The sequence below is a fragment of the Sorangium sp. So ce590 genome (genome assembly GCF_051521365.1).
Classification (GTDB): domain Bacteria; phylum Myxococcota_A; class Polyangia; order Polyangiales; family Polyangiaceae; genus Sorangium.
Genome location: NZ_CP150346.1, coordinates 1,782,197 through 1,807,705, shown reverse-complemented (window position 1 = coordinate 1,807,705; position 25,509 = coordinate 1,782,197). Strand labels below are relative to the sequence as shown.

20 protein-coding genes and 1 pseudogene are annotated in these 25,509 nt (G+C 72.2%); 16 read left to right on the top strand and 5 right to left on the bottom strand.

Going from position 1 to position 25,509, the window contains the following annotated elements; all coding sequences use genetic code 11:
- The first annotated feature begins 573 nt into the window (after positions 1-573).
- The 5 genes from WMF28_RS06685 (at position 574) to WMF28_RS06665 (ending at position 5,103) form a co-directional block, all read left to right on the top strand.
- Positions 574-1,422, top strand: coding sequence for an RNA polymerase sigma factor (locus WMF28_RS06685; RefSeq protein WP_437601231.1), 849 nt, complete (start codon positions 574-576; stop codon positions 1,420-1,422).
- 139 nt (positions 1,423-1,561) lie between these two features.
- Positions 1,562-2,359 (top strand): hypothetical protein, encoded by a 798-nt coding sequence (locus WMF28_RS06680; protein ID WP_437601230.1) that lies wholly within the window; start codon positions 1,562-1,564, stop codon positions 2,357-2,359.
- Entirely contained in the window at positions 2,356-2,793 is a 438-nt protein-coding gene (locus WMF28_RS06675; protein WP_437601229.1) for a type II toxin-antitoxin system death-on-curing family toxin, read from the top strand. The genes WMF28_RS06680 and WMF28_RS06675 overlap by 4 nt, the downstream gene beginning before the upstream one ends.
- Positions 2,794-2,978: 185 nt before the next feature.
- Positions 2,979-3,284 (top strand): hypothetical protein, encoded by a 306-nt coding sequence (locus tag WMF28_RS06670; RefSeq protein ID WP_437601228.1) that lies wholly within the window; start codon positions 2,979-2,981, stop codon positions 3,282-3,284.
- 871 nt (positions 3,285-4,155) lie between these two features.
- Positions 4,156-5,103 (top strand): hypothetical protein, encoded by a 948-nt coding sequence (locus WMF28_RS06665; RefSeq protein WP_437601227.1) that lies wholly within the window; start codon positions 4,156-4,158, stop codon positions 5,101-5,103.
- A 149-nt stretch (positions 5,104-5,252) separates the two neighbouring features.
- Here the strand turns inward: WMF28_RS06665 and WMF28_RS06660 are convergent, their stop codons facing one another.
- Complete coding sequence (locus WMF28_RS06660) at positions 5,253-6,944, bottom strand: hypothetical protein (protein ID WP_437601226.1); 1,692 nt, start codon at positions 6,942-6,944, stop codon at positions 5,253-5,255.
- 410 nt (positions 6,945-7,354) lie between these two features.
- Here WMF28_RS06660 and WMF28_RS06655 point away from each other — a divergent pair.
- A pseudogene (locus tag WMF28_RS06655) lies at positions 7,355-7,549 on the top strand (DUF1595 domain-containing protein); the annotation flags it as partial.
- Positions 7,550-7,645: 96 nt separating this feature from the next.
- Here the strand turns inward: WMF28_RS06655 and WMF28_RS06650 are convergent.
- Complete coding sequence (locus tag WMF28_RS06650; RefSeq protein ID WP_437604396.1) at positions 7,646-8,404, bottom strand: hypothetical protein; 759 nt, start codon at positions 8,402-8,404, stop codon at positions 7,646-7,648.
- Between the two features lie 335 nt (positions 8,405-8,739).
- The gene (locus WMF28_RS06645) at positions 8,740-9,975 is read right to left on the bottom strand and encodes a hypothetical protein (protein WP_437601225.1); all 1,236 of its coding nucleotides are present in this window, start codon (positions 9,973-9,975) and stop codon (positions 8,740-8,742) included.
- 198 nt (positions 9,976-10,173) lie between these two features.
- On the opposite strand from WMF28_RS06645, the gene WMF28_RS06640 reads away from it, so the two are divergent.
- The 4 genes from WMF28_RS06640 to WMF28_RS06625 are packed head-to-tail and all read left to right on the top strand — an operon-like array spanning position 10,174 to position 13,845.
- Entirely contained in the window at positions 10,174-11,277 is a 1,104-nt protein-coding gene (locus WMF28_RS06640) for a glycoside hydrolase family protein (RefSeq protein WP_437601224.1), read from the top strand.
- A complete protein-coding gene (locus WMF28_RS06635; RefSeq protein WP_437601223.1) occupies positions 11,274-11,900 on the top strand; it encodes an RNA polymerase sigma factor in 627 nt (208 codons plus the stop codon). Before WMF28_RS06640 ends, WMF28_RS06635 begins: the two co-directional genes overlap by 4 nt.
- Positions 11,893-12,825 carry a hypothetical protein gene (locus tag WMF28_RS06630; RefSeq protein ID WP_437601222.1) on the top strand — a complete coding sequence of 311 codons (933 nt, stop codon included), beginning with the start codon at positions 11,893-11,895 and terminating at the stop codon, positions 12,823-12,825. The genes WMF28_RS06635 and WMF28_RS06630 overlap by 8 nt, the downstream gene beginning before the upstream one ends.
- A gap of 9 nt (positions 12,826-12,834) precedes the next feature.
- A complete protein-coding gene (locus WMF28_RS06625; protein WP_437601221.1) occupies positions 12,835-13,845 on the top strand; it encodes a hypothetical protein in 1,011 nt (336 codons plus the stop codon).
- A gap of 3 nt (positions 13,846-13,848) precedes the next feature.
- Here WMF28_RS06625 and WMF28_RS06620 read toward each other — a convergent pair whose 3' ends face one another.
- Complete coding sequence (locus tag WMF28_RS06620; protein WP_437604220.1) at positions 13,849-14,709, bottom strand: LamG domain-containing protein; 861 nt, start codon at positions 14,707-14,709, stop codon at positions 13,849-13,851.
- 126 nt (positions 14,710-14,835) lie between these two features.
- On the opposite strand from WMF28_RS06620, the gene WMF28_RS06615 reads away from it, so the two are divergent.
- A complete protein-coding gene (locus WMF28_RS06615; RefSeq protein WP_437601220.1) occupies positions 14,836-16,452 on the top strand; it encodes a DUF1592 domain-containing protein in 1,617 nt (538 codons plus the stop codon).
- Between the two features lie 64 nt (positions 16,453-16,516).
- The gene (locus WMF28_RS06610) at positions 16,517-18,085 is read left to right on the top strand and encodes a DUF1552 domain-containing protein (RefSeq protein ID WP_437601219.1); all 1,569 of its coding nucleotides are present in this window, start codon (positions 16,517-16,519) and stop codon (positions 18,083-18,085) included.
- 54 nt (positions 18,086-18,139) lie between these two features.
- Here the strand turns inward: WMF28_RS06610 and WMF28_RS06605 are convergent, their stop codons facing one another.
- The gene (locus WMF28_RS06605; RefSeq protein WP_437601218.1) at positions 18,140-18,925 is read right to left on the bottom strand and encodes an SDR family NAD(P)-dependent oxidoreductase; all 786 of its coding nucleotides are present in this window, start codon (positions 18,923-18,925) and stop codon (positions 18,140-18,142) included.
- 181 nt (positions 18,926-19,106) lie between these two features.
- Between WMF28_RS06605 and WMF28_RS06600 the strand changes: the two genes are divergently transcribed.
- From WMF28_RS06600 to WMF28_RS06585, 4 genes are all read left to right on the top strand, one after another.
- Complete coding sequence (locus tag WMF28_RS06600; RefSeq protein ID WP_437601217.1) at positions 19,107-21,524, top strand: lysyl oxidase family protein; 2,418 nt, start codon at positions 19,107-19,109, stop codon at positions 21,522-21,524.
- A gap of 101 nt (positions 21,525-21,625) precedes the next feature.
- Positions 21,626-23,128 (top strand): M16 family metallopeptidase, encoded by a 1,503-nt coding sequence (locus WMF28_RS06595; protein ID WP_437601216.1) that lies wholly within the window; start codon positions 21,626-21,628, stop codon positions 23,126-23,128.
- Positions 23,129-23,131: 3 nt separating this feature from the next.
- Positions 23,132-24,742, top strand: a complete 1,611-nt coding sequence (locus WMF28_RS06590) for a M16 family metallopeptidase (RefSeq protein ID WP_437601215.1) — start codon at positions 23,132-23,134, stop codon at positions 24,740-24,742.
- A gap of 290 nt (positions 24,743-25,032) precedes the next feature.
- Positions 25,033-25,491 carry an SRPBCC family protein gene (locus WMF28_RS06585; protein ID WP_437601214.1) on the top strand — a complete coding sequence of 153 codons (459 nt, stop codon included), beginning with the start codon at positions 25,033-25,035 and terminating at the stop codon, positions 25,489-25,491.
- The last annotated feature ends 18 nt before the right edge of the window (positions 25,492-25,509 follow it).

Genomic DNA, 25,509 nt, shown 5'->3' with positions numbered 1-25,509 from the left:
TGCCTCCACTGCCCCCAGCACTGGAAACCGCCCCACAGATCGATGCCGGAGGGCAACGTAAAGCCCGCGAGGAAAGGCTCGCTGCAGGCGAAGATTCGCCCCCGTACGCGCGGCGCGAGCTCGGCCGCACGGGCGAGCGTCCTCACCGGTTTCTCCATCGTGCCGGGATTGCTGTCGTCCCCTTGCGTCGTGCTCGCGAACACCCCGCAGCCGGCCTGCACGCGCAGCGCGGCGAGGCCCTCGAGACACGCCTCCTCCGAGGGCTCGGCCGCGGGCTCGGCGTCGCGGGTGCCCCCCTCCGCGCACGGCGGGGTGGTGGACGGCTCCGTTCCGCACCCCAGGGCGGCCGGAGAGGACAGCAGAAGGACCCATGCAGCGGTTGTGATCTTCATGATCCTCTCTCCCTGGTCATCCCCTTGTGGAATCCGTCATCGGGGCGGCACAACCAGCTCGGGGAAATCCCAGAGGGGCGCGGTCCGGCCGCGCTCTCCATTGGCTATCGCATCGCCCGGATCGCCTGCGCCGCCGAGCCCACCAGCGCCGGCTTCTCCCCAGGCCGAGGTCGCGCTCTCCGTGAGGTGGACGCTGCTGTCGACGCGCGCGACGGCCATCGAGCGCCTGCTCGCGGCGGAGCGGCGGCGCCTGCTGAGATCAGTCGTCCTGGAGTTGCCGTTCGAGCTGCGCTCGGTGCTGTTCCAGCACGACCTCTACGAGATCTCCATGAGAGACATCGCCGCGACGAGAGGGATACCCGTCAGCACGGTGTACAAATCAGCACGGTGTACAAATGGCGCGCCAGAGCGCTCCATCGCGCGCAGGAAGGGCTCGCGAGGCGCCTCGCTGCGGAGGAGGAGCCCCACGCTCGCCCCCGCGGGGGAGGCCGCTGAAGCCTGCCTCGCCGGCGGGCGGCTGAGCGGTCCCGCGGAACCGGGACCGGTTGCGGGCGGGCAGCTGGGCAGCGGGAGTGCAGCCCGCGTCGTGGCCAACCGACCAAGCTGCCCCCACCTGCGGGAGGTCTGGGTGACCCGCCCGCGGAAGGGGGCGACGAGCCCGCCTGCCGCGACACACCCCAGAAAGCGACCGACGATCGGGGCGATCCTTGCGGAGCGCTCGGTCATCGTCGCCGTGCTCATCGCGAGCGGCGTCCCGTCGCGCGACCGTGCCGACGTGGAGCAGCAGGTGCTCATGGGCGCGTGGAACTCCGTGCGCCGGGCATGTACCGGCCGGACCCCGCAGACGACGCCCACAAGGCGCTCCGGAAGTGGCTCTACGGCATCGCATGGCGCAAGACGGGGCACTACATCGCTCGCCGCTCAGATGGAGGCGAGGACCCGCGCCGAACGCGAGGCCGTCGCCGACGCGCGCGGCGCCTTGCAGATCCTCGACGCCATCGAGCGCCACTTCGTGCGCCGCGACGAGTAGGTCACGCCCGGCGAGATCCTGCGCGAGATCGCCGTGCTCGCGCAAATGCGGACGGCGAGTAGGGGCGCCTAGGACACCCGCCCGAGCGACCGCCCGGCTTGACGCCGGCTGCATGTTCCACCAGCGTGCTCCTATGGCCGTGGAGCTGAAGATCACCTTCGACGGGGACGAACCGGGGCTCGCACAGCATCGCCTGAGCCTGTCGTCTTTCGGGGAGCCGCTCAAGCTCCTCCTATCCGCCCTGCAGCGCACCGCTTCGGGGATCCTTGCGTCGGCGCTGGAAGATCCGGACTACGGTACCCGAGGTGGCAGACTGGCTTCGGACGCGAAGCTGCTGGACCTAGAACTCGCCTCGGTCGAACGAGGGTCCGCTGCGCCGACCTTCGTCTGCACGGCGCATCCTGGAACGCAGCTAGACCTCCGAAGCTTCGATATGCTCGGCGAACAAGCCGTCCAGCGTCTAGTCCAGGATCTGGACGCTGAACGCCAAGGAAAGTCGGTCAACGGCTCCGCGCGCAAGTACCTCCGGTCACTGCCGGCAGGTGTGCTCGTCCAGCGCTACGCCGCGTACGCTGACGGAAAGTTGCTCGCTGAGGTGCAGTTCGGCGAGCTGTCGCTGGCGGCGGACCCAGTTCAAGCCGCTCGCCTGGTTAGACTTCGTGGTCGGATCACCAGCGTGGGGTTCGATCCGGGTTCGAACTACATCGCTCTAAAGACGAGCAGAGGTGTCGTGCGGTGCGCTGCCTCGTCCGAGCAGGTCGAGCGCGCCATCCCGCTGCGTCACAAGGATGTGATTGCCGCCGTACTCAACGGGCAGAAGCCGACCTTGATCTGGGTTCTAGATGCGGCGGCGCCGCCGCCAAACGTGCCCCTCGAGAGCACGGTGGATCTACTGCGCACGGACTGGGCTGAGACCATGAGGATCCTGGCTCAATGAACGAGGAGCTACAATGGATCTTCGTCGATGCCGAAGAAGTCATGCACCTACATGACTCTGCTATTCAGCTGTATGGCGGCAATCCGTCACCGGTCCCCAAGGACGGCTGCGTCGAAGGAAGCATCGGGGGCGCCGTCAGCGCTTCCATGTACGAAGCAGAAGAGGAAGAGCCAGACCTGTTAGTGGCCGTAGCCTATCTTCTCGTATACCTCGCGAAGAACCACTGCTTCGTTGACGGCAACAAGCGCGTCGCATGGAGTTCGGCCATCCGTGTTCTCGACGCGAACGGCATCCATCTCGTGGCGCAGCAGGAGGAAGCGGCCAAACTGGTCCATGACGTGGTGAATGGCCTAATCGACGTACACGGCGTCCTGGATTGGTTACTTTCACCGAACCGCATCACGGCAGCTCCGGGGTGGGGCGCTGCGCCCTGAGATGCCTGGACTCTCGTCGTGTTCACGGCACGCGCATGGTCCCGCACTCTCCGCGATGGAGCCAAACAGCCGATCCTGATCGGGAACGCCAGCAATTCCAAGTACTTGAACGGAAAGCTTGCAGGTCGATCTCTCCGTGCGCTCGTGGCCGCTGTGAACGAACCCACCACGAGGAGGAGAGGCCGATGGGGAGATTGTTCTTCGGCTTCGTGAACGAGCTCCTGGAGACGCTCATGACCGAGGAGGAGGCCGCCGTCCCCGAGGCGAAGCCTCTCACTCGTCGCGAGCCTCCCACGCCTGCGAGGGCGCTCCCGAACAACCGGGGCTTCCTGCGCCTCGTGACCGAGCCGACGCCCGCGCTGAAGCAGCGCCGCCGGAGCGAGCCTCCGCCCGCACCTGTCCCGCAGGTCCAGGTCGTCCCGCCTCCTCCTCCCGAACCGCCGCCCGGTCCAGTCCAGCTGTCCCTGTTCGATCCCCCGGAGGGGTCGTGAGTGCTGCACTTTGCTCGCGCAGGGTGCTGTACTTTGAGCGCGAGTGCTGCACTTCGAGGCAAAGTGCAGCACCACCTGGGCAGCCCCGCCGAACCGGGACCGGTTGCCGGCAGGCAGCTGGGCAGCCCCGCCGAACCGGGACCGGTTACCGGCAGGCAGCTGGGCAGCCTCGCCGAACCGGGACCGGTTGACGGCAGGCAGCTGAGCAGCCCCGCCGAACCGCGATCGGTTGCGGGCGGACAGCTGGGCAGCCCCGCCTAACCGGGACCGGTTACCGGCAGGCAGCTGAGCAGCCCCGCCGAACCGCGATCGGTTGCGGGCGGACAGCTGGGCAGCCCCGCCGAACCGGGACCGGTTACCGGCAGGCAGCTGAGCAGCCCCGCCGAACCGCGATCGGTTGCGGGCGGACAGCTGGGCAGCCCCGCCGAACCGGGACCGGTTACCGGCAGGCAGCTGGGCAGCCTCGCCTAACCGGGACCGGTTGCCGGCAGGCAGCTGAGCAGCCTCGCCGAACCGGGCTGCCCGCTCCTCCACCTTCCAGGCCCCGCACGGCGCCCGCCCCGCAGGAGGCCAGGCGCGCGCGAGGGCGACAGGGCGGCTCCTCTCTATCGATCGACGCGCGCAGGCACGCCAGCCATGCGCAACATTCCGACGTAACATTCCGACGTAACATTCCGACGTTGATAGAGGGGGCACGCCTCCGGAAAATCATCGATAGATGAATTGACAGTGAGGCGCGGATGATTATCCCTCCCCGGAACGTCCGGCGCGCGCCGGGCGCTCCTATCATGTTCAGCGCGGGGGGGAGGGAGCATGATGCTCATGTTCTTGTGCCTCTCTGCGACCGAGATCAACGAGAGGTAATCCCCTCATGGCCAGACCGTTCTCGAACAAGAAGAAGCCGGCTCCCAAGAAGCCCGGGGCCACGCCCCAGGCGGCGGCGGCGTTCGACAAGACCCTCCCCGAGATCGAGGCGCTGAGCCCGGATCGGCTCATCGCCATCAATCTCGACATTCCGCGCATGGTCTCCCAGGTGCTTGGCGTGCTGCCTGGCCTCGTCATGCTCCGCTCGGAGATCGCCGAGCGACTGCAGAAGCACGATGTCGCCCTGCTCGATCGGCTCGAGACATACGCGCTCGCCGCGTGGTACGCGCACCTCGTGTGGCTGTCCAGCGGAGGCGCCGAGAACGCGCTGAAGCCGCTCGTCGAAGAGGCGGTGCCGCTCCGCGAGAACCTGCTGAGCGACGCCGAGGCGCTCGCCCGCCGTGGCCTGCTCGACGCGGAGGCGGTCGCCGAGATCCGCGCAGGACAAGGGCACATCGACACGGCAAACGACCTCGTCGCGCTCTCGGCGCTGTTCAGCGGAAGCTGGTCGGAGATCACCGGCAAGACGGCGGCGACCGAGAAGGAGGTGAACCGCGCCGGGGAGATCGGGCCGCTGCTCCTCGCCGCCCTCGGCGTGAGGGAGCACGGCAAGGGGCCCGGACCGACCGAGGCCGCCGACAAGAGGGCGCGTGCGTTCGCGCTGCTCGTGCACGCCTACGATCAGACCCGCCGCGCCGTCACCTACCTCCGATGGAACGAGGGGGATGCCGACACGATCGCGCCGTCGCTGTACAAGGGCCGCGGCGGTCGCACGGCGTCGTCGAGCGACACCGCCGCGGCGCCGCAGGACGCCGCCCCGGCTGGCCCGACGGCGCCGGCATCGCCCGGCGCCGCGCCTCCGGTGGTTCCGGCGGACACGGCGGCGCCCGGCGCTGCAGCGCCGGGCACGGTGGCGCCCGGCGCTGCGCCCAACGGCGCGCCGCCTGTCGTCTAGCTCCGCGCGTCAGAAATTTCGCCAGGGTTCGCAGGGTCCGGGAGGGGGCCCGTACTCGACCCAGCCTCCCGGGTCCTCCACCCCGCGGCGCAGCGCCCGCGCCTCAGCGCGCTCAGCGCCCGCGCCTCCGCGCTCTCAGCGCCCGCGCCTCAGCGCGCCGTCCGCCCGATCTCCTCCGCCGCCCGCGCCCGCTCCTCCGCCGCCTTCGCGAGCGGCCCCGTCAGGAGCGCCTGCGCCTCGCGGAAGCGCGCGGCCACGTCGGCCCAGTAGCTCGGATCCGCGCCCTGCGGGGCGGCGAGCTGCTTGATCAGCGCCGCGTCGTACGCCGCGATGCCCGCGTACGGCGAGGCCGGCTTCGCGCGGGCCACCCAGTCGAGCGCCGCGAGATCGCCCAGGCCGAGCCCGGTGAGCGGCGCCCGCCGCATCATGAGCGCCGCGTCCTCGGGGCCGTTGCGCAGGCCGAGGGCGACCGCGAGCAGCGTCGTCGCCTCGGGCGGGCGCGGGGTGCCCTCGGGCCACGCCGCGAGCAGCGCCGTCGCCTGGTCGAAGTCCACGGCGCGCCAGTACAGCCGGCCGAGCTCGATCCGCGCCCGCGCATAGAGCAGCCGCGCGTCGGGCGAGAGCTCGGCCGAGCGCAGCGCCGCGCGGTGCTGCAGCGGGACGCCCCGGCCAAGGAAGATGCCGAGGAGCTCCGGCCGCGCCGCCATCTCGGACGGGATCAGGCGGCCCGCGTAGTACGTCGGCAGCCCGGCCGCGAGCCGCTCGACGCCCGACGCGGGCGCGACCTCCGGGGGCGGCGGCAGCTCCAGCGCGTCGAGCGCGTCGACGGGCCGGCCGCCGTAGAGGCGCGAGAGCATCGCGCGCGCGCCCTCGACGCGGGCGTCGCGGAGCACGCCGACCGACGAGAGCTCGCGCAGGCCGACGAGCGCGGCGTCGCGGCCACGGCTCTTCCAGGGCTCCAGCAGCTGATCGAGCTCGGCGTAGTAGACGTTGCTGAGCTCCGCGTCCTTCCGCATGGCGTCGGGCAGCGGCGCCGACCGGACCGCCTCGACGAGCCGCATGTCGGCCCGCCCGGACTCCACGGCGACGATGCCCTTCGCGTAGAACGGCAGCTCGACCCCGCGGCGCCCGAGATCCTCGATCGCCCGGGCCTGGTCCGTCACCCACGTGAAGAGCGGCCCCTTGGTGAACGCGAGCACGCGCTGGACATCGTAGGGCGGCCGCAGCGCGGGCGGCTCGGTCGCGGTGCGCGCGAGCCGGGCGGAGAGCGTGAGCCCGAGCAGCACCTGGTAAAGGTCGCCCTTGAGCGCGGCGGGCGGCGCCTCGAGGTACGGCACGGCGATGGAGTCGCCGCACGCGACGGGCGCAAGCTCGGCCCGGAGCGCGCGCGCGAGGCCCGCCTCGAGGCCCGCGCACGCCTCGACCCCCGCGAGCCGCGCGTCGCGCTTCGCGGCGTCCTCCTCGGCGATCGCGGCGTCGAGCGCGTCGAGGGCGCCCCGGGCATCACCGCAGGGCTGCGCCGGCGCGACGGGGGCGCGCCGCGCGAACGCCTCGCAGACGCGCGGCGGGGCGGGCACCCCGGCCGGCGCCGGGGGGACCAGCGCGGCCTTCAGGTCGAACGGCGTCGGCTTGAGGAGCGGCAGCCACTCGTCCTTGAGCGTGCCGTGGACGGCGAAGGCCTCGCTCTCGGGGAGCGGAGGCGGCGGCGGGGTCGCCGCGCGGGCGTCGCCCGGCGGGACGGGCGCGTGCGCCGCGGGCGGAGGAGCCGCGGCGCAGGCCGCGAGGGAGAGCCCCATCGCGGCGGCGAGGGCGGTGAAGATCGAGCGGGGGATCGAGCGCATCACGTCTCCTTGGACACGGGCGATCCGCAAAGGTTTCGCCGAAGGCCGGCGGCGGCCTCGGGACCCGAGCGGTGCGCGGTCGTGGATACCACCGAGGAGCCAGGCGCGGGGGCGCAAGGTGATGGCGTGTGCGACGCGCCGGCTCGAGCGGCGGGGCGGCCCCGACCCCTGTATCCTCGCCAGGCACGCTGGTGGCCGGAGCTGCTCCGGAGAGGCGCGCATGAGAAAGTTTTATCTCCGTGGCATACGCGCTCGTGGTGAACACTTCGTTGTCCGGTGATCCCCGCGCGACAATCCCCTTGGTCATTTCGTAAAGGCTGTTGTTGAGGGGCACCGTCGCGGAGGGCGTCGCGCGGCGCGCGACGGCGACCCCGGAGGCGCTGGCGAAGCTCGACCCCTGCGCGAGCGACGTGACGGCGGCGAACGAGGACGCGTGCGCGCGCGAGATCGTCGAGCACCTCGCCCCGCGCGCTTACCGCCGGCCCCTCGCCGCCGGCGAAGCCGACGCGCTGCTCGCGCTGTACAGCGCCGCACGAGCGGGCGCGACGTTCGGCGTCGGCGCCGCGACGGTGATCGAGGCGCTGCTCCAGTCGCCGGATTTCCTCTACCGCGTCGAGTGGGGCACGCCCGACCCCGCGCGCCCCGGGCTCCGCCGGCTGACGGGCGACGAGACGGCGACGCGGCTCTCGTACCTGCTCCCATCACAGCATGCGACACTTTGGATTCACGGAGCGCACGAGCTGGTCGGCGTCGCCGTGGATCTGAGCGATGGCCCACCCCGCCGCGCATTTGACCACGTAGGCTGTGCTATGGACGTTGCCGATGCCAGGGACGACATTGGTGTTGCTGTCGCTCTGCTTCCACGCGTCGATCGTCTGGCACAGCAGCTCGATCCGGTAAACCAGGGAGTCGACCCAGATGTTGATCCCGACCAGGACCTGGCTCGCAGGGCAGATCACGGTGCCCGGCGAGCCGCCGTCGCCACCGGCGCTCACGGTCTGGAAGGCGGTGCCCAGGGTGCCGTCGCCGGCGAGCGGCGCGCACATCAGGCCAATACGGTCAATCGAGCCGCCGCTCCGGCCGTGGATGCCGACAGCCACATTACCGCTCCCACAGGGGATATCGTAAGAGATGTCGACGGGCGTGCCGCCCGTGCCGCCGGCGCCGCCCGTGCCGCCGGCGCCGCCCGTGCCGCCGGCGCCGCCCGTGCCGCCGGCGCCGCCCGTGCCGCCCGTGCCGCCAGCGCCGCCAGCGCCGCCAGCGCCGCCAGCGCCGCCGCTGGCCGCGTCGCCGCCGGCAATACCAGCGCCGCTGCCGGCCGCGTCACCGCCCGTCGTGCCGGCGGCGCCCGAGAAGTCGAGCTGGTCGACCCCCGAGATCGCGTTGCATGCCGCGCTCCCGCACACGAGGGCGAACACCGCGGCCATCACCGTCGCGAGAGGCTCTGTCGTCCGGGGCATGAGCCGGCCCCGCTGCGGGCCTGCGGCGGCGCTCCTGGACGAGGCTGAGCGTCTGAAGCGCGGGGTGGAGTCAACCAGGGTGGGTCGGGTCGGTGGCATGAGGTCTCCCCTTCGGGTGGTGGCCGGATTTGAACATGAAGGCGGGAAGGCGGGAAGAAAAGATCAATGTTCTTCCAGCCCTCACGCCTTCATGGGATTCACTCCGCGGCAAAGGAACCACAGAGGAGAGAGCCAACGACGCGCTGTCCTCTGTGCCTTGTGGTTCACTTTCTCTCCCATCATGGGACCAGGGACGAACCTGAGAGACGGGCGCTAGCGCGCGAGGCTCGGGCTCGTCAGTACCACTCTCCGCCGAGCCCCAGCGTGAAGGTGAAGGTCGTGCCCTCCGGCATGAACACCGGGTGGAGCTCGGCGGCGAGGGCGAACCCGCTGCGCCGCGGTCCATCGCCGGACAGGCCGCCGAGGAGGAGGGCGCCCCGCGCGTGCGCGCCGAAGTACCAGTCCGAGGTGCTGGCGCAGCCGGCGCCCGACTCGAGGCCCGCGAGCGTCGCGCCGCAGCTCGCGACGGCCACGTAGTCCATGGACGGTCCTGCGCCGAAGTCGAGGACATGAAACACGGTGAAGCTCGCAAGGAGCGAGTTGTAATCGATGAACCCCGCGTCGAACCCCGCGCTGTTCTCGGTGCTCTCGGGGGTGAGCGTCAGCATGGGCGTGTTCTGGTAGTAGATCCCGAACTGGTGGTTGATCTGGATGCCGACCCGGCCCGTCCACGCGAAGACGCCGCCGGTGCCCGTCGGCGCCTTGATGATCCCGCCGCCCAGGGTGCTGCCATACCGGAGCCGGACGCCGTCCCGCTCCTCGTCCTCGGGCTCCTCGTCCTCGGGCTCCTTGTCCTTCTCCTCGGACTCGGCCGGTGAAGGCGCCGGCTCCACGGCCACCGGGGCCGCAACCGGGGGCGGCGCAGCGCTCGGCCGCGCCGGCGGCTGGCTCCGCGGTGGACGCGGCGGCGCAGGCGCGACGGGAGGAGGCGGCGCAGGCGCCACCGGAGGCGACGGCGCGGGCGCATACGGCGGCGCGGGCGCATACGGCGGCGCGGGCGCATACGGCGGCGCGGGCGCATACGGCGGCGCGGGCGCATACGGCGGCGCGGGCGCGACAGGCGGCGGCGGCAGTGCGGGCGCGACAGGCGGCGGCGGCGCAGGCGCAACGGGCGGCGGCGGCGCAGGCGCAACGGGCGGCGGCAGCGCAGGCGCAACGGGCGGCGGCGGCGCGGGCGCGACAGGCGGCGGCGGCGGCGCGGGCGCGACAGGCGGCGGCGGCGGCGCGGGCGGCACCGGCGGCGGGAGCGGCGTCGGCGCGGGTGCAGGCGGCGGCGCGGGCGCGGGCGGCGCCGGCGCCGGGGACGGCGGCGACGTCGGCGCCGGCGGCGGCGCTGGCTGCACGGAGGCAGAGGGGATCGGCTCCGGAGCAGGCGGCGGGAGAGGAGAGCCGTCCTGGGTCAGGGCCGTCGCCGAGATCGCAAACGGAACGGTGAACGCCGCAAGCGCGGCAAGCCAGCGAAGGGGTGTCATCCGTTTTTTCTCAACGCGCTCCTCGCGGCCGTCAAGCGCGCGAAAGTGCGAGGTGTCGGCCGTGGTGCGCAGCAGCAGACGATCCGCCCGCAAGCCGCGGAACGCCAGCCCACCGGTGACCCCCGAGGAGCCCCGCAGCCCATCCCTCCACTTTCTTTCACGGAACGAGGTGGCTCCGGTCACCAGACCCCTCGAGCCATGCGTCGAGACCCCGAAGCCCTTCTCTGCGGCATCAGCCCCCTGCTCGGGATCTTCCTGTCCGTCGCCTGCGTGGGGGAAGGCTTCCACCAAGATGCGATCGCGGACGGCGGTGGTGGAAATGTCCATGGGACGACCAGCGCGGGCGATGGGGGCACGGGCCTCATGGCCCCAGGCGGCACCGGCGGCGAGGCAGGGCATGGCGCCGGCACGGCAGACGGCGGCAGCGGCGGCGACGGCAGCGACGGCAGCGACGGCAACGGCGGCAGCGACGGCGACGGCGGCAGCGACGGCGACGGCGGCAGCGACGGCGGCGACGGCGGCAGCGGCAGCGCAGCCGCGGGGCGCCCGTGCAAGCGCGGCGTCGCGTACGGCCACCACTCGGTCGCCGACCTCTCGGCCCTCTCGGCCAGCGTCGGCTGGTGGTACAACTGGGCGAACGTCCCCGACGAGGAGCTCCGGGGAGGCGACTACGTCGAGCTGGGCGTCGAGTTCGTACCGATGGTCTGGGGCGGCCGCTTCGACGCCGACAAGGTCAAGGCGGCCATCCCGAGCGGGGCGAAGTACCTGCTCGCGTTCAACGAGCCGAACTTCTTCGCTCAAGCCAACCTCTCCGCCGCGGAGGCCGCCGCGCTGTGGCCGCAGCTCGAGGAGATCGCCGACGAGAAGGGGCTCCAGCTCGTCTCGCCGGCCGTGAACTTCTGCGGCGACGGCTGCCACGAGACAGATCCATTCGCCTACCTCGACGCCTTCTTCGCCGCCTGCGAAGGCTGCCGCGTCGATTTCATCGCGGCGCATTGGTATGCTTGCGACAGGCCGGCGCTCGAGTGGTACCTCGGCGAGCTCAGACGCTACCGGCGCCCGATCTGGCTGACCGAGTTCTCGTGCGGAGACGGCGCGGATCGATCGCCCGAAGCGCAGGCAGCCTACATGCGAGAAGCGGTGCCCCTCCTCGAATCGGACCCCGACGTCTTCCGCTACGCCTGGTTCTCCGGGCGCACCGAGGCGATCCCCAACGTGGACCTGCTCGGCGCGAGCGGAGAGCTCACCGCGCTCGGCGAGCTCTACGTCTCGCTGCCCCACGCGGAGAGGTGCAGCCCATGACCGCCCGCGCGGCGGTCGCTCCGGCGACGCCCCCACCCGCCGGCGCGGTCGCCGCCCTCCCCGCGACCGGCCTCCAGGCCGCGCCGCGCGACTTCGCCGAGGTGTACGAGGAGATCTTTCCCTTCGTCTGGCGAACCGTGCGCCGCCTCGGCGTGGACGCCTCCGCGCACGAGGATGTGTGCCAGGAGGTGTTCGTCGTCGTGCACCGGCGGCTGCCGGAGTTCCAGGGCCGCTCGTCGCTGAAGACGTGGATCTTCGGGATCGTGGTCAACGTCGTGCAGGCGTACCGGAGGTCGCTGCGCCGCAAGAGCCCGGCCCACCGCGGGACGGGAGAGACCGTGGATCCGGAGCTGCTCGCAGGGCCGAGCAACCTCAGCCCCTACGAGGCCATGACAAGGGCGGAGGCCGCGCGCGTGGCGCACGACCTCCTGGCGTCGCTCGACGAGGAGAAGCGCGTGGTGCTCCTCCTCGCCGAGCTGGAAGAGATGTCGGTGACGGAGATCGCGCAGGGTATCGGGGTGAACATCAACACCGTGTATGCGCGGCTGAGGGCCGCTCGACAGGCATTTTCCGACGCGGTGCAACGCCACCACGCCAGGATCCGAGGAGGCCGCAATGGATGAGCTGGGGACTGGCGAACGGGCGTTCCTGGACGCCCTTCATAATGCGGACGAGCCGACCGACGACGACCGGCGGCGGATGCGCGCGGCCGTGTGGGCGAGGCTCGGCCTGGCCGGGACGGCGGCCACCGCCGTGGCCCTGAGCGCCGCGGAGGCCGGGGCCGCCGGCTCCGCGAGCGCCGCGGCTGCGGCGCACACGGTCGGCTCCGCCGCCGCGAGCATGGCCGTGAACGCGAGCACGGCGGTCGCGAAAGGGGCGGCCTTCACGCTGCTCGGCGCCCCGCTGAAGATCGGGCTCGCGACGCTGGTCGTGAGCCTCGCGACGGGCGCAGCGCTCTACCTCCCGGCGTCTGGCGGGGCGCCCGATGCGCCGCGCGCGCAGGAAGCGGCGAGGATCGCGGACCCGATGCCCCGAACGCCGCACGCCGCCGCCCCCTCCGGCCCGTCGAGCGACGGGGCGCCTCCTCCGGCCGAGGCCAGCGCCCTCGCCGAGGCCGGCGACCCCGCCGAGACCGGCGCCCCCGCCGAGGCCGGCGCCCCCGCCAGGGCCAGCGCCTCCGCCGAGGCCAGCGCCTCCGCCGAGGCCAGCGCGCCACGCGCGCCAGCCCCGCGCCCGCGCCCGCCCCCACCGGCCGCTGCCGCGAGGCCGGGCTCCGACGGGCTCGATGCGGAGATCGCACTGCTGCGCGACGCGCAGCAGGCGCTGCAGGCGGGCCAGTTCGCGCAAGCGCTCTCGAAGCTGAACGAGCACGCCAGCCGGTACCCGAGGGGCGTGCTCTCGACCGAGCGCGAGGCGTCGCGCGCGATCGCGCTCTGCCGCTCCGGCCGCACGGCGTCCGGCAGGGCGATCGCGGCGAGGCTGCTCGCGAAGAGCCCGGGCTCGCCGCTCGCGACGCGCGTGCGCGCCGCGTGCGGCCAGGAGGAGTAGAGTGCGCGGGTGCACGTCTCAAGGTGGGCCAGGGCCCCGTCGGCCCTGCAGGCGCTGTTCGTCGCGGCGGGGCTCCTGCCCGCGCGCGCGCTCGCGGCGCCCGCAGAGCCCCGCGCCATCGATCTCCGCTGGGAAGCGCCGGACGGGTGCCCGCCGATCGACGAGGTCCGGAGCGAGATCGCCCGGCTCCTGGGAGCGTCGGAGCAGCGCCAGCCGATCGAGGTCGAGATCGCCGTCGCCCGCGGAGGCGGCGCGCGCCTCCGGCTCGATCTGCTCATCCGCGCGCCGTCGCCCGGCGAGCGCGTGATCCGCGGCGACGACTGCGCGTCCATGTCGCGGGCGGCGGCGCTGATCGTCGCGATGTCGATCGATCCCGACGCGGTCGCGCGGAACGCCACCGCGCAACCCGCCGCCCAGCCCGCGCCGCCCTCGGCGGTCGCCGCCCCCGTCGCCGGCGCGCCGCGCCGCGCGCCTCCCGCGGCGGCCCGGCCTCCGGCGGCTGCCGAGCGCGACCTGGAGGGGGCGCTCTGGCTGAGCGCGCAGGTCGAGCAGGCGCTCGTGCCGGCGATCGGCGTCGGGCTCGCCGCGGGCGGCGGGATCCGCAGCGGCTGGTTCCGCGCCGACGGGGCGGCCGGCGTGGTGCCGTCGAGCTCGAGCCGCATCGCCGGGATGGCTGCCGGCGCCGAGTTCCAGCTCTGGTTCCTCGAGGTCGACGCGTGCGCGCGCGCCCTCGCGCGCCCCATCGGCGTGTACGTCTGCGCGCTCGGCCGCCAGCACTGGCTCCTCGCCAGGGGGCGCGAGGTCGACGAGGCCTTCAGCCACACGGCGCCGATCTTCGCGGCCGGGCTCGGGACGCTGCTCGAGTGGCGCATCGCCGGGCCCCTGAAGGTCGAGGGGGCGCTGCACGCCGTCGTCCCGCTGCGGCGGCCCCGCTTCATCGTCGAGAACCTCGAGGGGGCCGTCTATCGCCCTCCGGCCGCAGGTCTCAGCGCCCGCCTCGGCCTCGCGCTGGCCTTCTGAGCCTCAGGGCCGATCCGGGCCGGCATTCCACGCGGCCTCGACCGCGCAGCCGGCCAGCGCCTCGCCGTAGATGCGCAGCTCGTCGTAGCGCCCACCGAAGTACGGGTCCGCATCGAACTGGGACCGCCCGAGCCAGTTGTTCACGTCCTGGATCCCCGAGAGCGGAAAGTCGACAGTGTCGCTGCCGAGGAGCGCGCCATCCAGGTAGAGGGCCAGGGTCGCCGCCGCGCCGTCGAAGACGACGGCGACCTGATGGACCTCGCCGTCCTCGAGCGTCGGCTCGGCGTGGATCGCCACCTCGCCCCTCACGCCGCTGTCGCTCGCGAGCGCGGAGACACCCCGCACCTCGAAGCCCGTCGAGGGGGTGATCACCAGGTAGGACGTTCCCACACCCCCCTCGCCTTCGACGGGATCTTCGCCTCCGCTGGCGAGGCCGAAATCGACGATGCGCAGGTAGGCGCCTCCGCGGTCGCGGGCGACCCAGACCATGACGGTGACATCGCGCAATCCCGCCAGGAGCCCCGCCGGCAGATCGACGTAGTCGTCCTCGCCGTCGAGGGTGAGCCCCCCTCCGCCGTCGAGGCTCGCGCCGCCGAGGATCGCGCCGTCAGCACCTCCGATGAGATCGGCGACGACATCCCCCACACCGTCGAACGTGTACCGATGTGTCGGCGACGGCAATACATCACAGGAGATCGTGCCATCACCCCCTCCACCACCGCTGCCCGCCTCACCGCCGCTGCCCACCCCACCGCCGCTGCCCGTCTGACCACCGCTGACGCTCGCCGCTGACGCCGGATTCATACGGCCCACCGCGATCTCCTCGTCCGCCCCGCACCCGGACAGCCCGAGGAGCAACACCATCACCGGAGTTTTCTGCGCGCAGGGCACGGCCTGATTTTAACGCGGCCCCGTGGTCGATTTGATCACGAAATCGGCACGCTCCGGTCACGAGGGGACAAATGCCGAATCCACACGCGGGAGACGACGATGACGTTCAGACTTGACCGAGTGTTCGCGAGTCCGTGGCTCGCCGCCGGGGGATGTCTCCTCGGCATCTCGTGCACTGGCAGCCTCGGAAGCCAGGACGATGGAAGCCAGGACGATCCGGAGCAAGACGTCTCCGTCGCGCCAGACGGGATGCCCGTGCACCACATGACAGCGTCGGAGTACAACAACACCGTCGCCCACCTCCTGGGAACGCGCCTGAGGCCCGCGGATGGCTTCCCCGCCTTCGGCGCGAAGGGCTTCGACGCGAACGTCAACGCGCTCTCGAACCTCTCGCAGGTCCTGGTCCAGGGGTATTACGACGCCGCCAAGGAGCTCGCCGCGGACGCCTTCTCGGACGAGGCGCAGCGCGCCGCGATCCTCGTGTGCGACCCGGCGGAGAGCGCGGGCGACGGGTGCGCGCGCGAGATCATCGAGCGCTTCGGGCTGCGCGCCTTCCGCCGCCCGCTCGAGGCGGCGGAGGTCGACCGGTACGCGGCGCAGTACGCCGACGCGCAGACCACCCTCGAGATGTCTCCCGTCGAGGCGGTGCAGCTCGTCGTCCGGACCCTGCTGACGTCGCCGAATTTCCTTCTGAGGATCGAGGAGGGACCCGACTCCGAGAGATCGCCGGGCGCCCTCAACGGCCACGCGATCGCGTCGCGCCTCTCGTACCTGCTCTGGAGCTCGCTGCCGGACGAGGCGCTCTTCGACGCGGCGGAGGGCGATCAGCTGGCCACCGAGGACGAGCTCAGGCAGCAGGTGGACCGCATGCTGGCCGACCCGAAGAGCGCCGCCTTCTTCCAGAACTTCTTCGGGCAGTGGCTCGGCACGCGCACGCTCCCCAGCCACAACGCCGACGCGACCCGGTTCCCGATCTGGAACGACGAGGTGAAGGGCGCGATGCTCGACCAGGTCAACGCCTACTTCGTGAGCTTCACGACCGGCGGGCGGCCCTGGTCCGAGTTCCTCACGGCGCCCCACCCGGAGAGCCGGCTGCTCGAGCCGCTCTACGCGAACGACCCCGAGGGCGCGCGCGAGGGGTTCCTCACGCTCCCAGCGTTCCTGACGCTGTCGTCCCGCGCGGACCGGACCTCTCCCACGTCCCGCGCGAAGACGATCCTGGAGCAGTTCTTCTGCGTGCCCATGGCGCTGCCCGCCAACGTGGACATCCCGGAGCTCGGCGACGCGGGCGGGGGCGAGGGCCCTATCGAAAACGTGCGCCAGGCGCTCGAGAAGCACCGCGCGTCGCCCGACTGCGCGAGCTGCCACAACGTGCTCGATCCGATCGGGCTGAGCCTGGAGCACTTCGACCCGATCGGCGCCTACCGGACCGCGTACCCGAACGGCGACCCGGTCGACGCGACGGGGGTGTACGAGGGCGTGGTGTTCGAGGACATCTCCGGCCTCGTGCCGGTGCTCGTGGAGTCCGCCCAGTCGGGGAGGTGCCCCACCGAGCAGGTCTTCAGCTACGCCCTGCGCCGGCGCCCGAACGGCGGGGACAGGACCAGGCTCACGGAGATCGCCGAGCGCTGGGGCGGCGGGACGGTCGCGGATCTGGTGAAGCAGGTGGTGACCAGCGAGGCGTTCCGCCTTCGAGCGAAGGACAAGGCGCCGTGAGGCCGCGCGGGTTGATTCTGCACAAGACGAGGCACGAAGGAGCGATGCGCACATGAAACGCTTGATGACACGCAGAAACTTGTTGCGCGGCGCGGGCGTCTGCCTGGCGCTGCCGTGGCTCGAGAGCCTCGCGCCGCGCCGGGCGAGCGCTGGGGAGCCCGGCACCCCGAAGCGCTTCCTGCTCTGCACCTTCCCGAACGGGGCGCCCCATCACTGGTGGGAGACGGCCCCGGCGTTCGGAAAGACGCTGAAGGGCGCCGATTTCAAGCTGCCGAGGGTGCTCGAGCACTTCGCGCCGGTGAAGTCGAAGATGCTCATGATAAGCCGCCTCGGCAACTACACGTGGAGCACGGAGCAGCACCCCTACATCGAGCCTTCCCACTCGCGCCTCGGCGCGGCGCTCTCGACCTGCGTGGACGCCGATCAGCTGGGGAGGGCGGCGCGCCAGGACCTCGGCGAGTGGGTGGGCAACGGCGTCTCGGTCGACCAGCTCATCGTCCAGAAGGCAGGCCCGGAGCAGGCGACCCGCATCCCGTCGCTGCAGACGGGGCTCGGGGTCAAGCCCGGCTTCTTCGACCAGCGCAGCTACGCCTACAATCAGGTGCTCTCCTGGAAGAGCCCGCGCGAGCCGCTGAAGCGCTCGGTCAACCCGAAGGCGGTGTTCGACGCGCTCGTCGGCGCGGGCGCGGCGCAAGGGGGGTCCGTGCCAGGGCAGAGCGACGAGCAGACCAGGATCGAGGCGGAGCGCCGCGCGGCGACCGAGAAGAGCGTCATCGACGGCGTGCTCGCCGACGCGAACTCGCTCATCAACCGGGTCGGCTCCGAGGATCGCAAGATCGTCCAGCAATACCTGGACTCGCTGCGCGAGATCGAGAAGAACGTGACCCGCGTGCAGTCGACGATGACCCCCCCGGCGGGCCTGAGCTGCAGCCTGATCGACAAGCCCGGCGCGGTCCCCGAGCCGCCGGGCCAGGCGGAGGGGCTCAACGAGAACGACAACACGGGAGCCGGCCCGTACAAGCACGACGATCACGCGAACGTCATGATCGACCTCATCGTCATGGCCATTCAATGCGACGTGACGCGCGTGATCACCCACATGCTCGACGACATGCGCTCCGAGTTCGAGTATCGGTGCATCCCGGAGGACGTCCGCGCCAAGGTGGGACTCGCGTACAGGAGAGAGAGCAGCCTGCACTTCCACTCCTCCCAGCACGCCGCCGGCAACATGGACCGCGCGACCCAGAACGGCCAGTACAAGATCGTCCAGCAGAGCAACCTCGACTACGCGGCGATCAACTGCTGGCTCGCCCAGAAGACCGCGCAGCTCGCGCAGCGGCTCGACGCGATCCCCGAGGGCGACGGCACGGTGCTCGATCACAGCGTCATGGTGCACATGAGCGAGATGCGCTCGCACGATCACGACGGGTACGACCTGCCCATCGTGCTCCTCGGCGGCGACGGCGTCTTCTTGAACGACGCGCACGTCGCCTACGACGCCCTCGGCAACGATCGCCAGCTCCGCGATCTGTGGTTCACCATCATGAACCAGTACTACGGCCTGGGCATCTCGTCGTTCGGCGAGGATCGCCGCGGCGAGCCGAACGCGCTGCTCGAGGAGATCCTGCGGTAGCGCGGCGAATCACGGTCTCCACGGCGCTCCGGGTGCGGACGGGGCGCGCCTCGCTCAGAGCCCCGAGCGGCGCGCCATCCGCTTCGTGAACCAGCGCACGGGGCCGGGCGCCACGCGGGCAGCGAGGCTCGCCGTCTTCACGAAGAGGCTCGTCTCCAGGACGTCCCGGCCCGCCTCGACGGCGCGCACGATCCCCTCGGCGACCGCCTCGGGGCTCTGCGGCTTGTGGCCCGGCGGGCGGTAACCGACGTTGTCGTCGGTCACCACGGCGTTCGCGTGGAACGGGGTCGCGACAGGGCCCGGACGCACAACGAGCACCCGCACGCCGCGCGACGCGAGCTCCGCGCGGAGCGACATCGCGAGCGCCTCCAGCGCGAACTTCGACGAGGCGTACGCGCCCATCCGCGGCGCGGCGACGATCCCCGCGATCGACGAGACCATGACGATCGTGCCCTTCGCGGCCGAGAGGGGCTCGATCGCGAGTTGCGCGAGGCGCACGGGCGCGACGACGTTGAGCCGGTAGATCGCCTCGAGCTCGGCGGGGTCGATCTCCAGCGAGGGCGCGTAGTAGCCGCGCCCGGCGTTGTTCACCAGCACGTCCAGCCGGCCGTACGCGCCGAGCGTCCGCTCGCAGAGCGCCCTGCGGTCCTCCTCGACGGTCACGTCGCCGGCCACGGCGAGGGCGTCGCCGCCCGCCGCGCGCACCTCGGCGGCGACCCGCTCGAGCGCCTCGTGCCCGCGCGCGCTCAGCACCACGCTCGCCCCGCGCTTCGCCCAGGAGAACGCGAGCGACCGACCGATTCCGCTGGATGCACCGGTGATGACGACGACAAGGGCCATGTCGGCGAGAGTATACGCCCCGCGGATGGCGAGGTGAAACTTGCTGCCCCAGGCCGCGCGCACCCCTACGATACGCAGCTTGCTTGGCGGCCAGCCGCAGCAGCGTACGCCGCCCGGCTCGCGCCGCTCATCGGCCCTCCCGACCCGGGTGTACATGAAGAAGTTCGTCAAAGCGCTGTTGATGGGATCATGGCTTCTGGCGACCGCCGCCTGCGACGACGGGCGGACCGAGCCGCCCTCGGGCACGGGAGGAGGCGGCAGCACGGGAGAGGGCGGGAGCGGAGCAGGAGCCAGCGGCGCCGGCGGCGGGAGCGGCGGAGCCGGGGGCGTCCGGTGCGCTGGCTCGGACGTCGTGTGCCCCGAAGGGTCGCGGTGCCAGATCGACACGGAGGGCAAGCCGTCGGGCTGCGCTGCCGGGTGCGAGGAGGCGCGCGCCTGCGGTGACACGGGGTGCTGCAGCCCCGGCGCCGCGTGCGTGGACGGCGCCTGCGCGGCGGCAGACCTCGTGCTCGAGCCCACGCAGCGCGGAGAGCCCGTCACCTTCGCCTCGATCAGCGTGGGCGAGGACGCGTGCGAGCTGATGCACGGCTGCGTCGGCGCGAGCGGCCGGCGGGCGCTCATGCGCTTCAACGTCTCGCTCAGGAACGCCGGCGACGTGCCGCTCGACCTCGGCGTGCCCTCGGAGAGCGCCGTGTTCGAGCCGAATTTCTGCGAGGACAGCTACGTCGTCCCGCGCTTCTTCCGCGCGCGCCTCAAGCAGGGTGAGGCGGCGGTCGCCGAGGGCGAGTTCGACGCGCGCTGCGTCGCGATGCGGGGCGGCCGGTACAGCTGCCATGCGCAGGGCCTCGGCCCCGGGGACCGCGTCGAGCAGCCCGGCACCGTCGCCTGCAACGCCCTCGACGTGACCGGCGTGGCGGCCGGGCTCTACGAGCTCGAGATCACCGTCAACCCGAACCGGACCCTCGCGGAGGCGAGCTTCGACAACAACACCCTGGTCCTCCCCGTCGACTACCCCGCTTGCGACGGCGCGATGTGCGGCGGCGCGTGCTGTCCGTACGGCCACGCGTGCTCGGACGGCGTCTGCATGGTGCCCGACCTGCGCCCGGACAGGGAGCGCATCGTCGACACGGTCCAGTTCGCGTACCAGACGTTCCCCGCGGACGCCTGCGAGATCATGGAAGGGTGCATCGGCGGCCCCGGCAGGCGGCACCTCCTCCACTTCGAGGGGCGCATCGAGAACGCAGGGCCCGGCCACCTCGACCCGGGCCCCGAGTTCGACAGCCCGCTCTTCGAGTACGCGCAATGCCACGGGCACTTCCATTTCAGGGAGTTCACCGATTACCGGCTGCTCGACGCGGACGGCGAGGTCGTCTCGCAGGGCCACAAGCAGGCGTTCTGCCTGACGGACATGGAGCCTCTCGATTTCGAGTCCCCGGCGACGCCGGGCTTGCCGACCTCGGGGGGCACGGGGTGCAACTTCCTGAGCGCGGGGTGGGCCGACATCTACAGCGTCGGCACGCCGTGCCAGTGGATCGACGTGACGGACGTACCCGAGGGGAATTACATCCTCCGCGTCGCCGTCAACCCGACCGGCGCGGTCGCCGAGCAGTCGATCGAGAACAACGTGGTCGAGGTGCCCGTCCACGTCCCGGCGTTCACGCCCTGCGTTTTCGAGCCGGAGATCTGCGGAGACTTCGTGGACCAGGACTGCGACGGGATCGCCGACAACGGATGCGGGGGCAGCACGTGCAGCTTCCCGTCGCCCGAGGTGTGCGGCAACGGGCTCGACGAGGACTGCAACGGGGTCCCGGACGACGGGTGCGCCCCGATCCCGGGCGCCGACAGCTGCGAGACGCCGGGGGAGCTCTCGGACTCGGCGGATTACACGGCGGAGATCACCGCGGAGAACACGCCGGACGTGGCGCTCTCGTGCGGCGGCGAGGGCGGCGAGGTGTTCTTCCGGTTCACGCTGCCGTCCGAGCAGGTCGTGTACCTCGGGACCCTGGAATCGGAGCTCGACACGGTGCTCGCGGTGCTCGAGGGCGACGGGTGCGGCGGCGCCCCCATCGGCTGCGCGGCCCGCAGCTGCGGCGGCATCGCGCTGGGCGCGCACTACGCGGCCAAGCTCCCGGCCGGGACCTACACGGTGGTGGTCAAGGCCGTGAGGCCCGGGGATCGCGGCAGGGTGCGCCTCCGGTTCCAGCGCCCGTCGTGCCTCGGGGAGGGGGCCGGGGTCATCGCGGGCAGCGGCCTCGTCAGCGGCGACACAACCCGGGCGCCGATCCCTCCCGCGGCCGTGTGCGGCCCGAGCAGCCCCGAGCAGCCGTTCTATGTCCCCGTGTGCCCGGGGGTCCCCGTCCTTGTGTCCTCGTGCGGCCTGACGGACTTCCCGATGACGCTGAAGACCGCGGACGATGCCTGCAATCCGGTCAACGTCCAGTGCTCCAGCGCGCTCAACGCGTGCGCGGGCGCGCCCGAGGGCGCAAACGCCTCGATCTTCGGGATGCGCCCGGGAGGGGGCCTCGGATCCATCACCGTGAGCGGACGCACGCCGGTGGATTTCGGTCCGTACCAGCTCTTCGTCACGCCATTGCGCTGAGGGAGCGCGCCGCAAGGCGTGACCCCCGCGGCGGCGCTCCGCCCCCTCTCCACGAGCGAAGTTTGCGCTCGACCTTGGTCGATCTGCGCTAGAACCGCGCCATGCGAGCCAACCATCCGTCCGAACGGAGGCGCCTCCGGGCGCTCTCGTCCCTGTCGAGCGCGCTCGTCGCCGCGCTCGGCCTGACGTTGCCCGCCGACGCGGCGCCCCCGGCCGCGGCGCCCCCGGCCGCGGCGCCCCTGGCCGCGTCAGCGCCGGCCACGACCAGCGTGAGCGTCATGATCCCGGTCGAGAAGTACACGCTCCAGAACGGGCTCGAGGTGATCTTGCACGAGGATCGCCGCACGCCCGTCGTGGCCGTCAACGTCTGGTACCACGTCGGCTCCAAGGACGAGCCGAGCGGCAAGAACGGCTTCGCGCACCTCTTCGAGCACATCATGTTCCAGGGCTCGAAGCATGTCGGCGAGGACATGTTCTTCAAGTACCTGGAGCGGGCCGGCGCGAGCGAACGCAACGGGACCACCAACGCCGACCGCACGAACTACTTCGAGACCGTCCCGGCCAACGAGCTCGCGCTCGCGCTCTGGCTGGAGAGCGACCGGATGGGGTGGCTGCTCGACCACGCGAACGAGGAGACGTTCGCGAGCCAGCGCAACGTCGTGAAGAACGAGCGCCGCCAGAACTACGAGAACGCGCCCTACGGCCTCGTGCCGCAGTTCCTCCGCGCGGCCCTGTTCCCGGAGAGCCACCCCTACCACCTGCTGACCATCGGCACGCCCGAGGACCTCGACGCCGCGCGGATGCAGGACGTCCAGGCCTTCTTCCGGACGTTCTACGTGCCGAACAACGCGACCCTCGTCGTGGCGGGCGACATCGCGCGGGACAGCGCGAAGGAGCTCATCCAGAAGTACTTCGGCCCCATCGCGAAGGGCGCCCCGCCGCCCGTCGTGTCGAAGCCCGACCCCGGCGACCTCGCGACCGAGAAGCGCCTCGAGATCGAGGCGGACGTGGAGCTGCCCCGCGTGACGATCAGCTGGGTGACGCCGCCGGGCTTCGCGCCCGGCGACGCCGAGCTCGACCTCGTCGCCAACGTCCTTGCCTCGGGCAAGACGAGCCGGCTCTACAAGAAGCTCGTCTACGATCTCCAGATCGCGCAGGACGTGTTCGCGGGCCAGGCGTCGAGCCAGCTCGCCAGCACCTTCCAGATCACGGCCACGCTGAAGAAGGGCAAGTCGCCCGAGCAGGCGCTGAAGCTGATCGACGCCGAGCTCGAGAAGCTGCGCAAGGCGCCGCCGACGCAGGACGAGCACGAGCGGGCCCGGGCGAAGCTGCTCTCGGATCTGATCTTCAGCATGGAGCGGGTGACCGCGCGCGCGAACGCCATCAACAACTACAACCAGCTCGCCGGCGATCCGGGGTACTTCCCGAAGGACGTGGCCAGGTACGAGGGGGTCACGGCCGCCGACCTGCAGAAGGCGACCGCGGAGCTCCTGCCCCGGGGCAGGCGCGTGATCGCCCTCGTCACGCCGAAGCCGGGCGCCCCGAAGGCCGGGCGCCTCGTGAAGCAGACCGCGGCCGGCACGGCCGCGCCGAAGGGGGGTTGAGCCATGCGCATGAAACGAATCCTCTCCGTCTCGCTCGCCGCCGCGGCGCTCGCCGCCTGCGCCTCGACCCCGCCGGCGCCGCCCGCCGCGACCGCCAAGGCGCCGTCCGCGCCGCCCCCCGCCGCGGCGCCGCCGCCCGCGCCGGCGGACGCTTTCCGGAAATCGTCGCCGCCCCCCGGGCCGGAGGTGGTCTTCGTGCCGCCGCGGATCGAGGAGGCGAAGCTCGCGAACGGGATCCGCGTCCTCGTCGTGGAGCGGCACGAGCTGCCGATCGTGGCGGTGGACGTGACCACCGTCCGCGGCGCCGACCAGGCCGATCCGGGCGTCGGCGCGTTCGCGGGCGCGATGCTCACGCAGGGCACCAGGACCCGCACCGCGCTCCAGTTCAGCGACGCGCTCGGCAAGCTCGGCGCGAACTTCTCGTCCGGGGTCGACTTCGACGGCGGCGGCGTGCAGGGCCAGAGCGTGACGCCGCGGTTCGGCGAGATGCTCACGCTGCTCGGCGACGCGTACATGAACCCGGCGTTCGCGCCGGCCGAGATCGAGCGCGAGCGGTCGCGCCGCATCACCCAGCTCGCCGAGATGAACGACCGGCCCGCGTCGCTCCTCTCCATCACCCAGGGCCTGGTCCTCTACCCCGAGGGCCACCCGTACAGCACGCCGCTGCTCGGGACCGAGGCGGCGCTGAAGAAGATCACGGCGGGCGTCCTCGCGAGGTTCCACGCCGCGCAGTTCCGGCCGGAGCTGACGACCGTCGCCATCGCCGGGAACATCACCAAGGCCGACGCGGTGAAGGAGGTGGAGCGGGTCTTCGGCGCCTGGAAGGGCCCGATCGGCGCGCCGCCCGTCCCGGCGAAGGCGGCGCTCCCCGCCGAGCCGCCGGCGATCGCGGCGGGCGCGCCGCGCATCGTGCTCGTCGATCGACCCGGGCTCACGCAGTCGACCGTGACGGTGACGCTGCCGGGCGTGCCGCGCGCGACGAAGGACTACGACGCGCTCCTCGTGATGAACACCCTCCTCGGCGGGCAGTTCTCGAGCCGGCTCAACCTGAACCTGCGCGAGAAGCACGCCTACACCTACGGCGCGCGCTCCGGCTTCGACATGCGCCACGGCGCGGGCCCGTTCTCCGCGGGCGGCGCCATCGTGCGGGAGAACACCGGCCCCGCCGTGAAGGAGATCCTCGCCGAGCTCGAGCGGATGCGGAGGGAGCCGGTCACGATCGAGGAGCTCGCGGACGCCAAGGCGAACCTCATCCGCCAGCTGCCGGCCCGCTTCGAGACGGCAGGCGCGACAGCGTCGACGGTCGCGAGCCTCGCTGTCTACGATCTGCCGCTCGACGAGTTCGGAACGCGGCCGGCGAGGCTCCAGCGGATCACGCCCGCGGACGTGCAGCGGGTCGCGCAGAAGTACCTCGTGCCCGAGCAGCTCCGGGTCGTCCTGGTGGGCGACGCCGGCGCCCTCGGAGAGCAGCTCCCGGCGTTGCAGCTCGGTGAGGTCACCGTCCAGAAGGCGCCGGGCGTGAAGGCCGGACAGCCGGCGGCCGGCAAGCCCGCCGCGCCCCAGGCCGGCAAGCCCGCGGCGGCGCCGGCGGCTCCCCCTGCAAAGAAGCCGTGAGAATCGCGGTGCCGCTCGCCTGCGTGGGCGCGCTGGCGTGGAGCACGCCAGCCGCCGCGCAGGTGGGCCCGGCGGCGCCACCTCGCCGGCCGGCGTCCCCCACCCCTTCTCGCGGGCGCTCAGGACGTCGCTGATGCATGAACGCGCCGGGCACCCGAGCGCGCAGGCCACCGCGAGCGGACCGCGTCGCCCGAGCGGCCGATCCCGAGGACCCGCTCGATCGGCGCGCCGTCGCCTGAGGCGGCGGCGGGGCGCGGGCGCGCCGGCAGGCCGCGATCCATGGTCGCGCCATGCCGATCTTCGAGAAGCGCACGCGCATCGCCGCGCCCCCCGAGCGGGTCTTCGCCTTCCACGAGGAGCCCGACGCCCTGGAGCGGCTCACGCCCCCCTGGGAGCGGGCGCGGGTCCTGGAGAAGGCCGGCGGCATCCTGGTCGGCGCGCGCGTGGTCCTGGAGGCGCGCATCGGCCCCGTCCCGGTGCGCTGGGTCGCGGAGCACACGCAGTACGAGCAGGGCCGGATGTTCCAGGACACGCAGCGCAGCGGGCCCTTCAAGCGCTGGGTCCACACCCACCGCATGGATCCCGACGGCTCGGGCGGCTGCACGCTCACCGATCGCGTGGAGTACGAGCTCCCGCTCGGACTCATTGGCCGCCTCGGCGGCGCTCGCTTCGTCCGGCGCAAGCTGGAGCGGATGTTCGACTACCGCCACGAGGTGACGCGGCGGGCCTGTGAAGCCCCGCCGCAGTAGCCCGCTCGCTCGAATCGC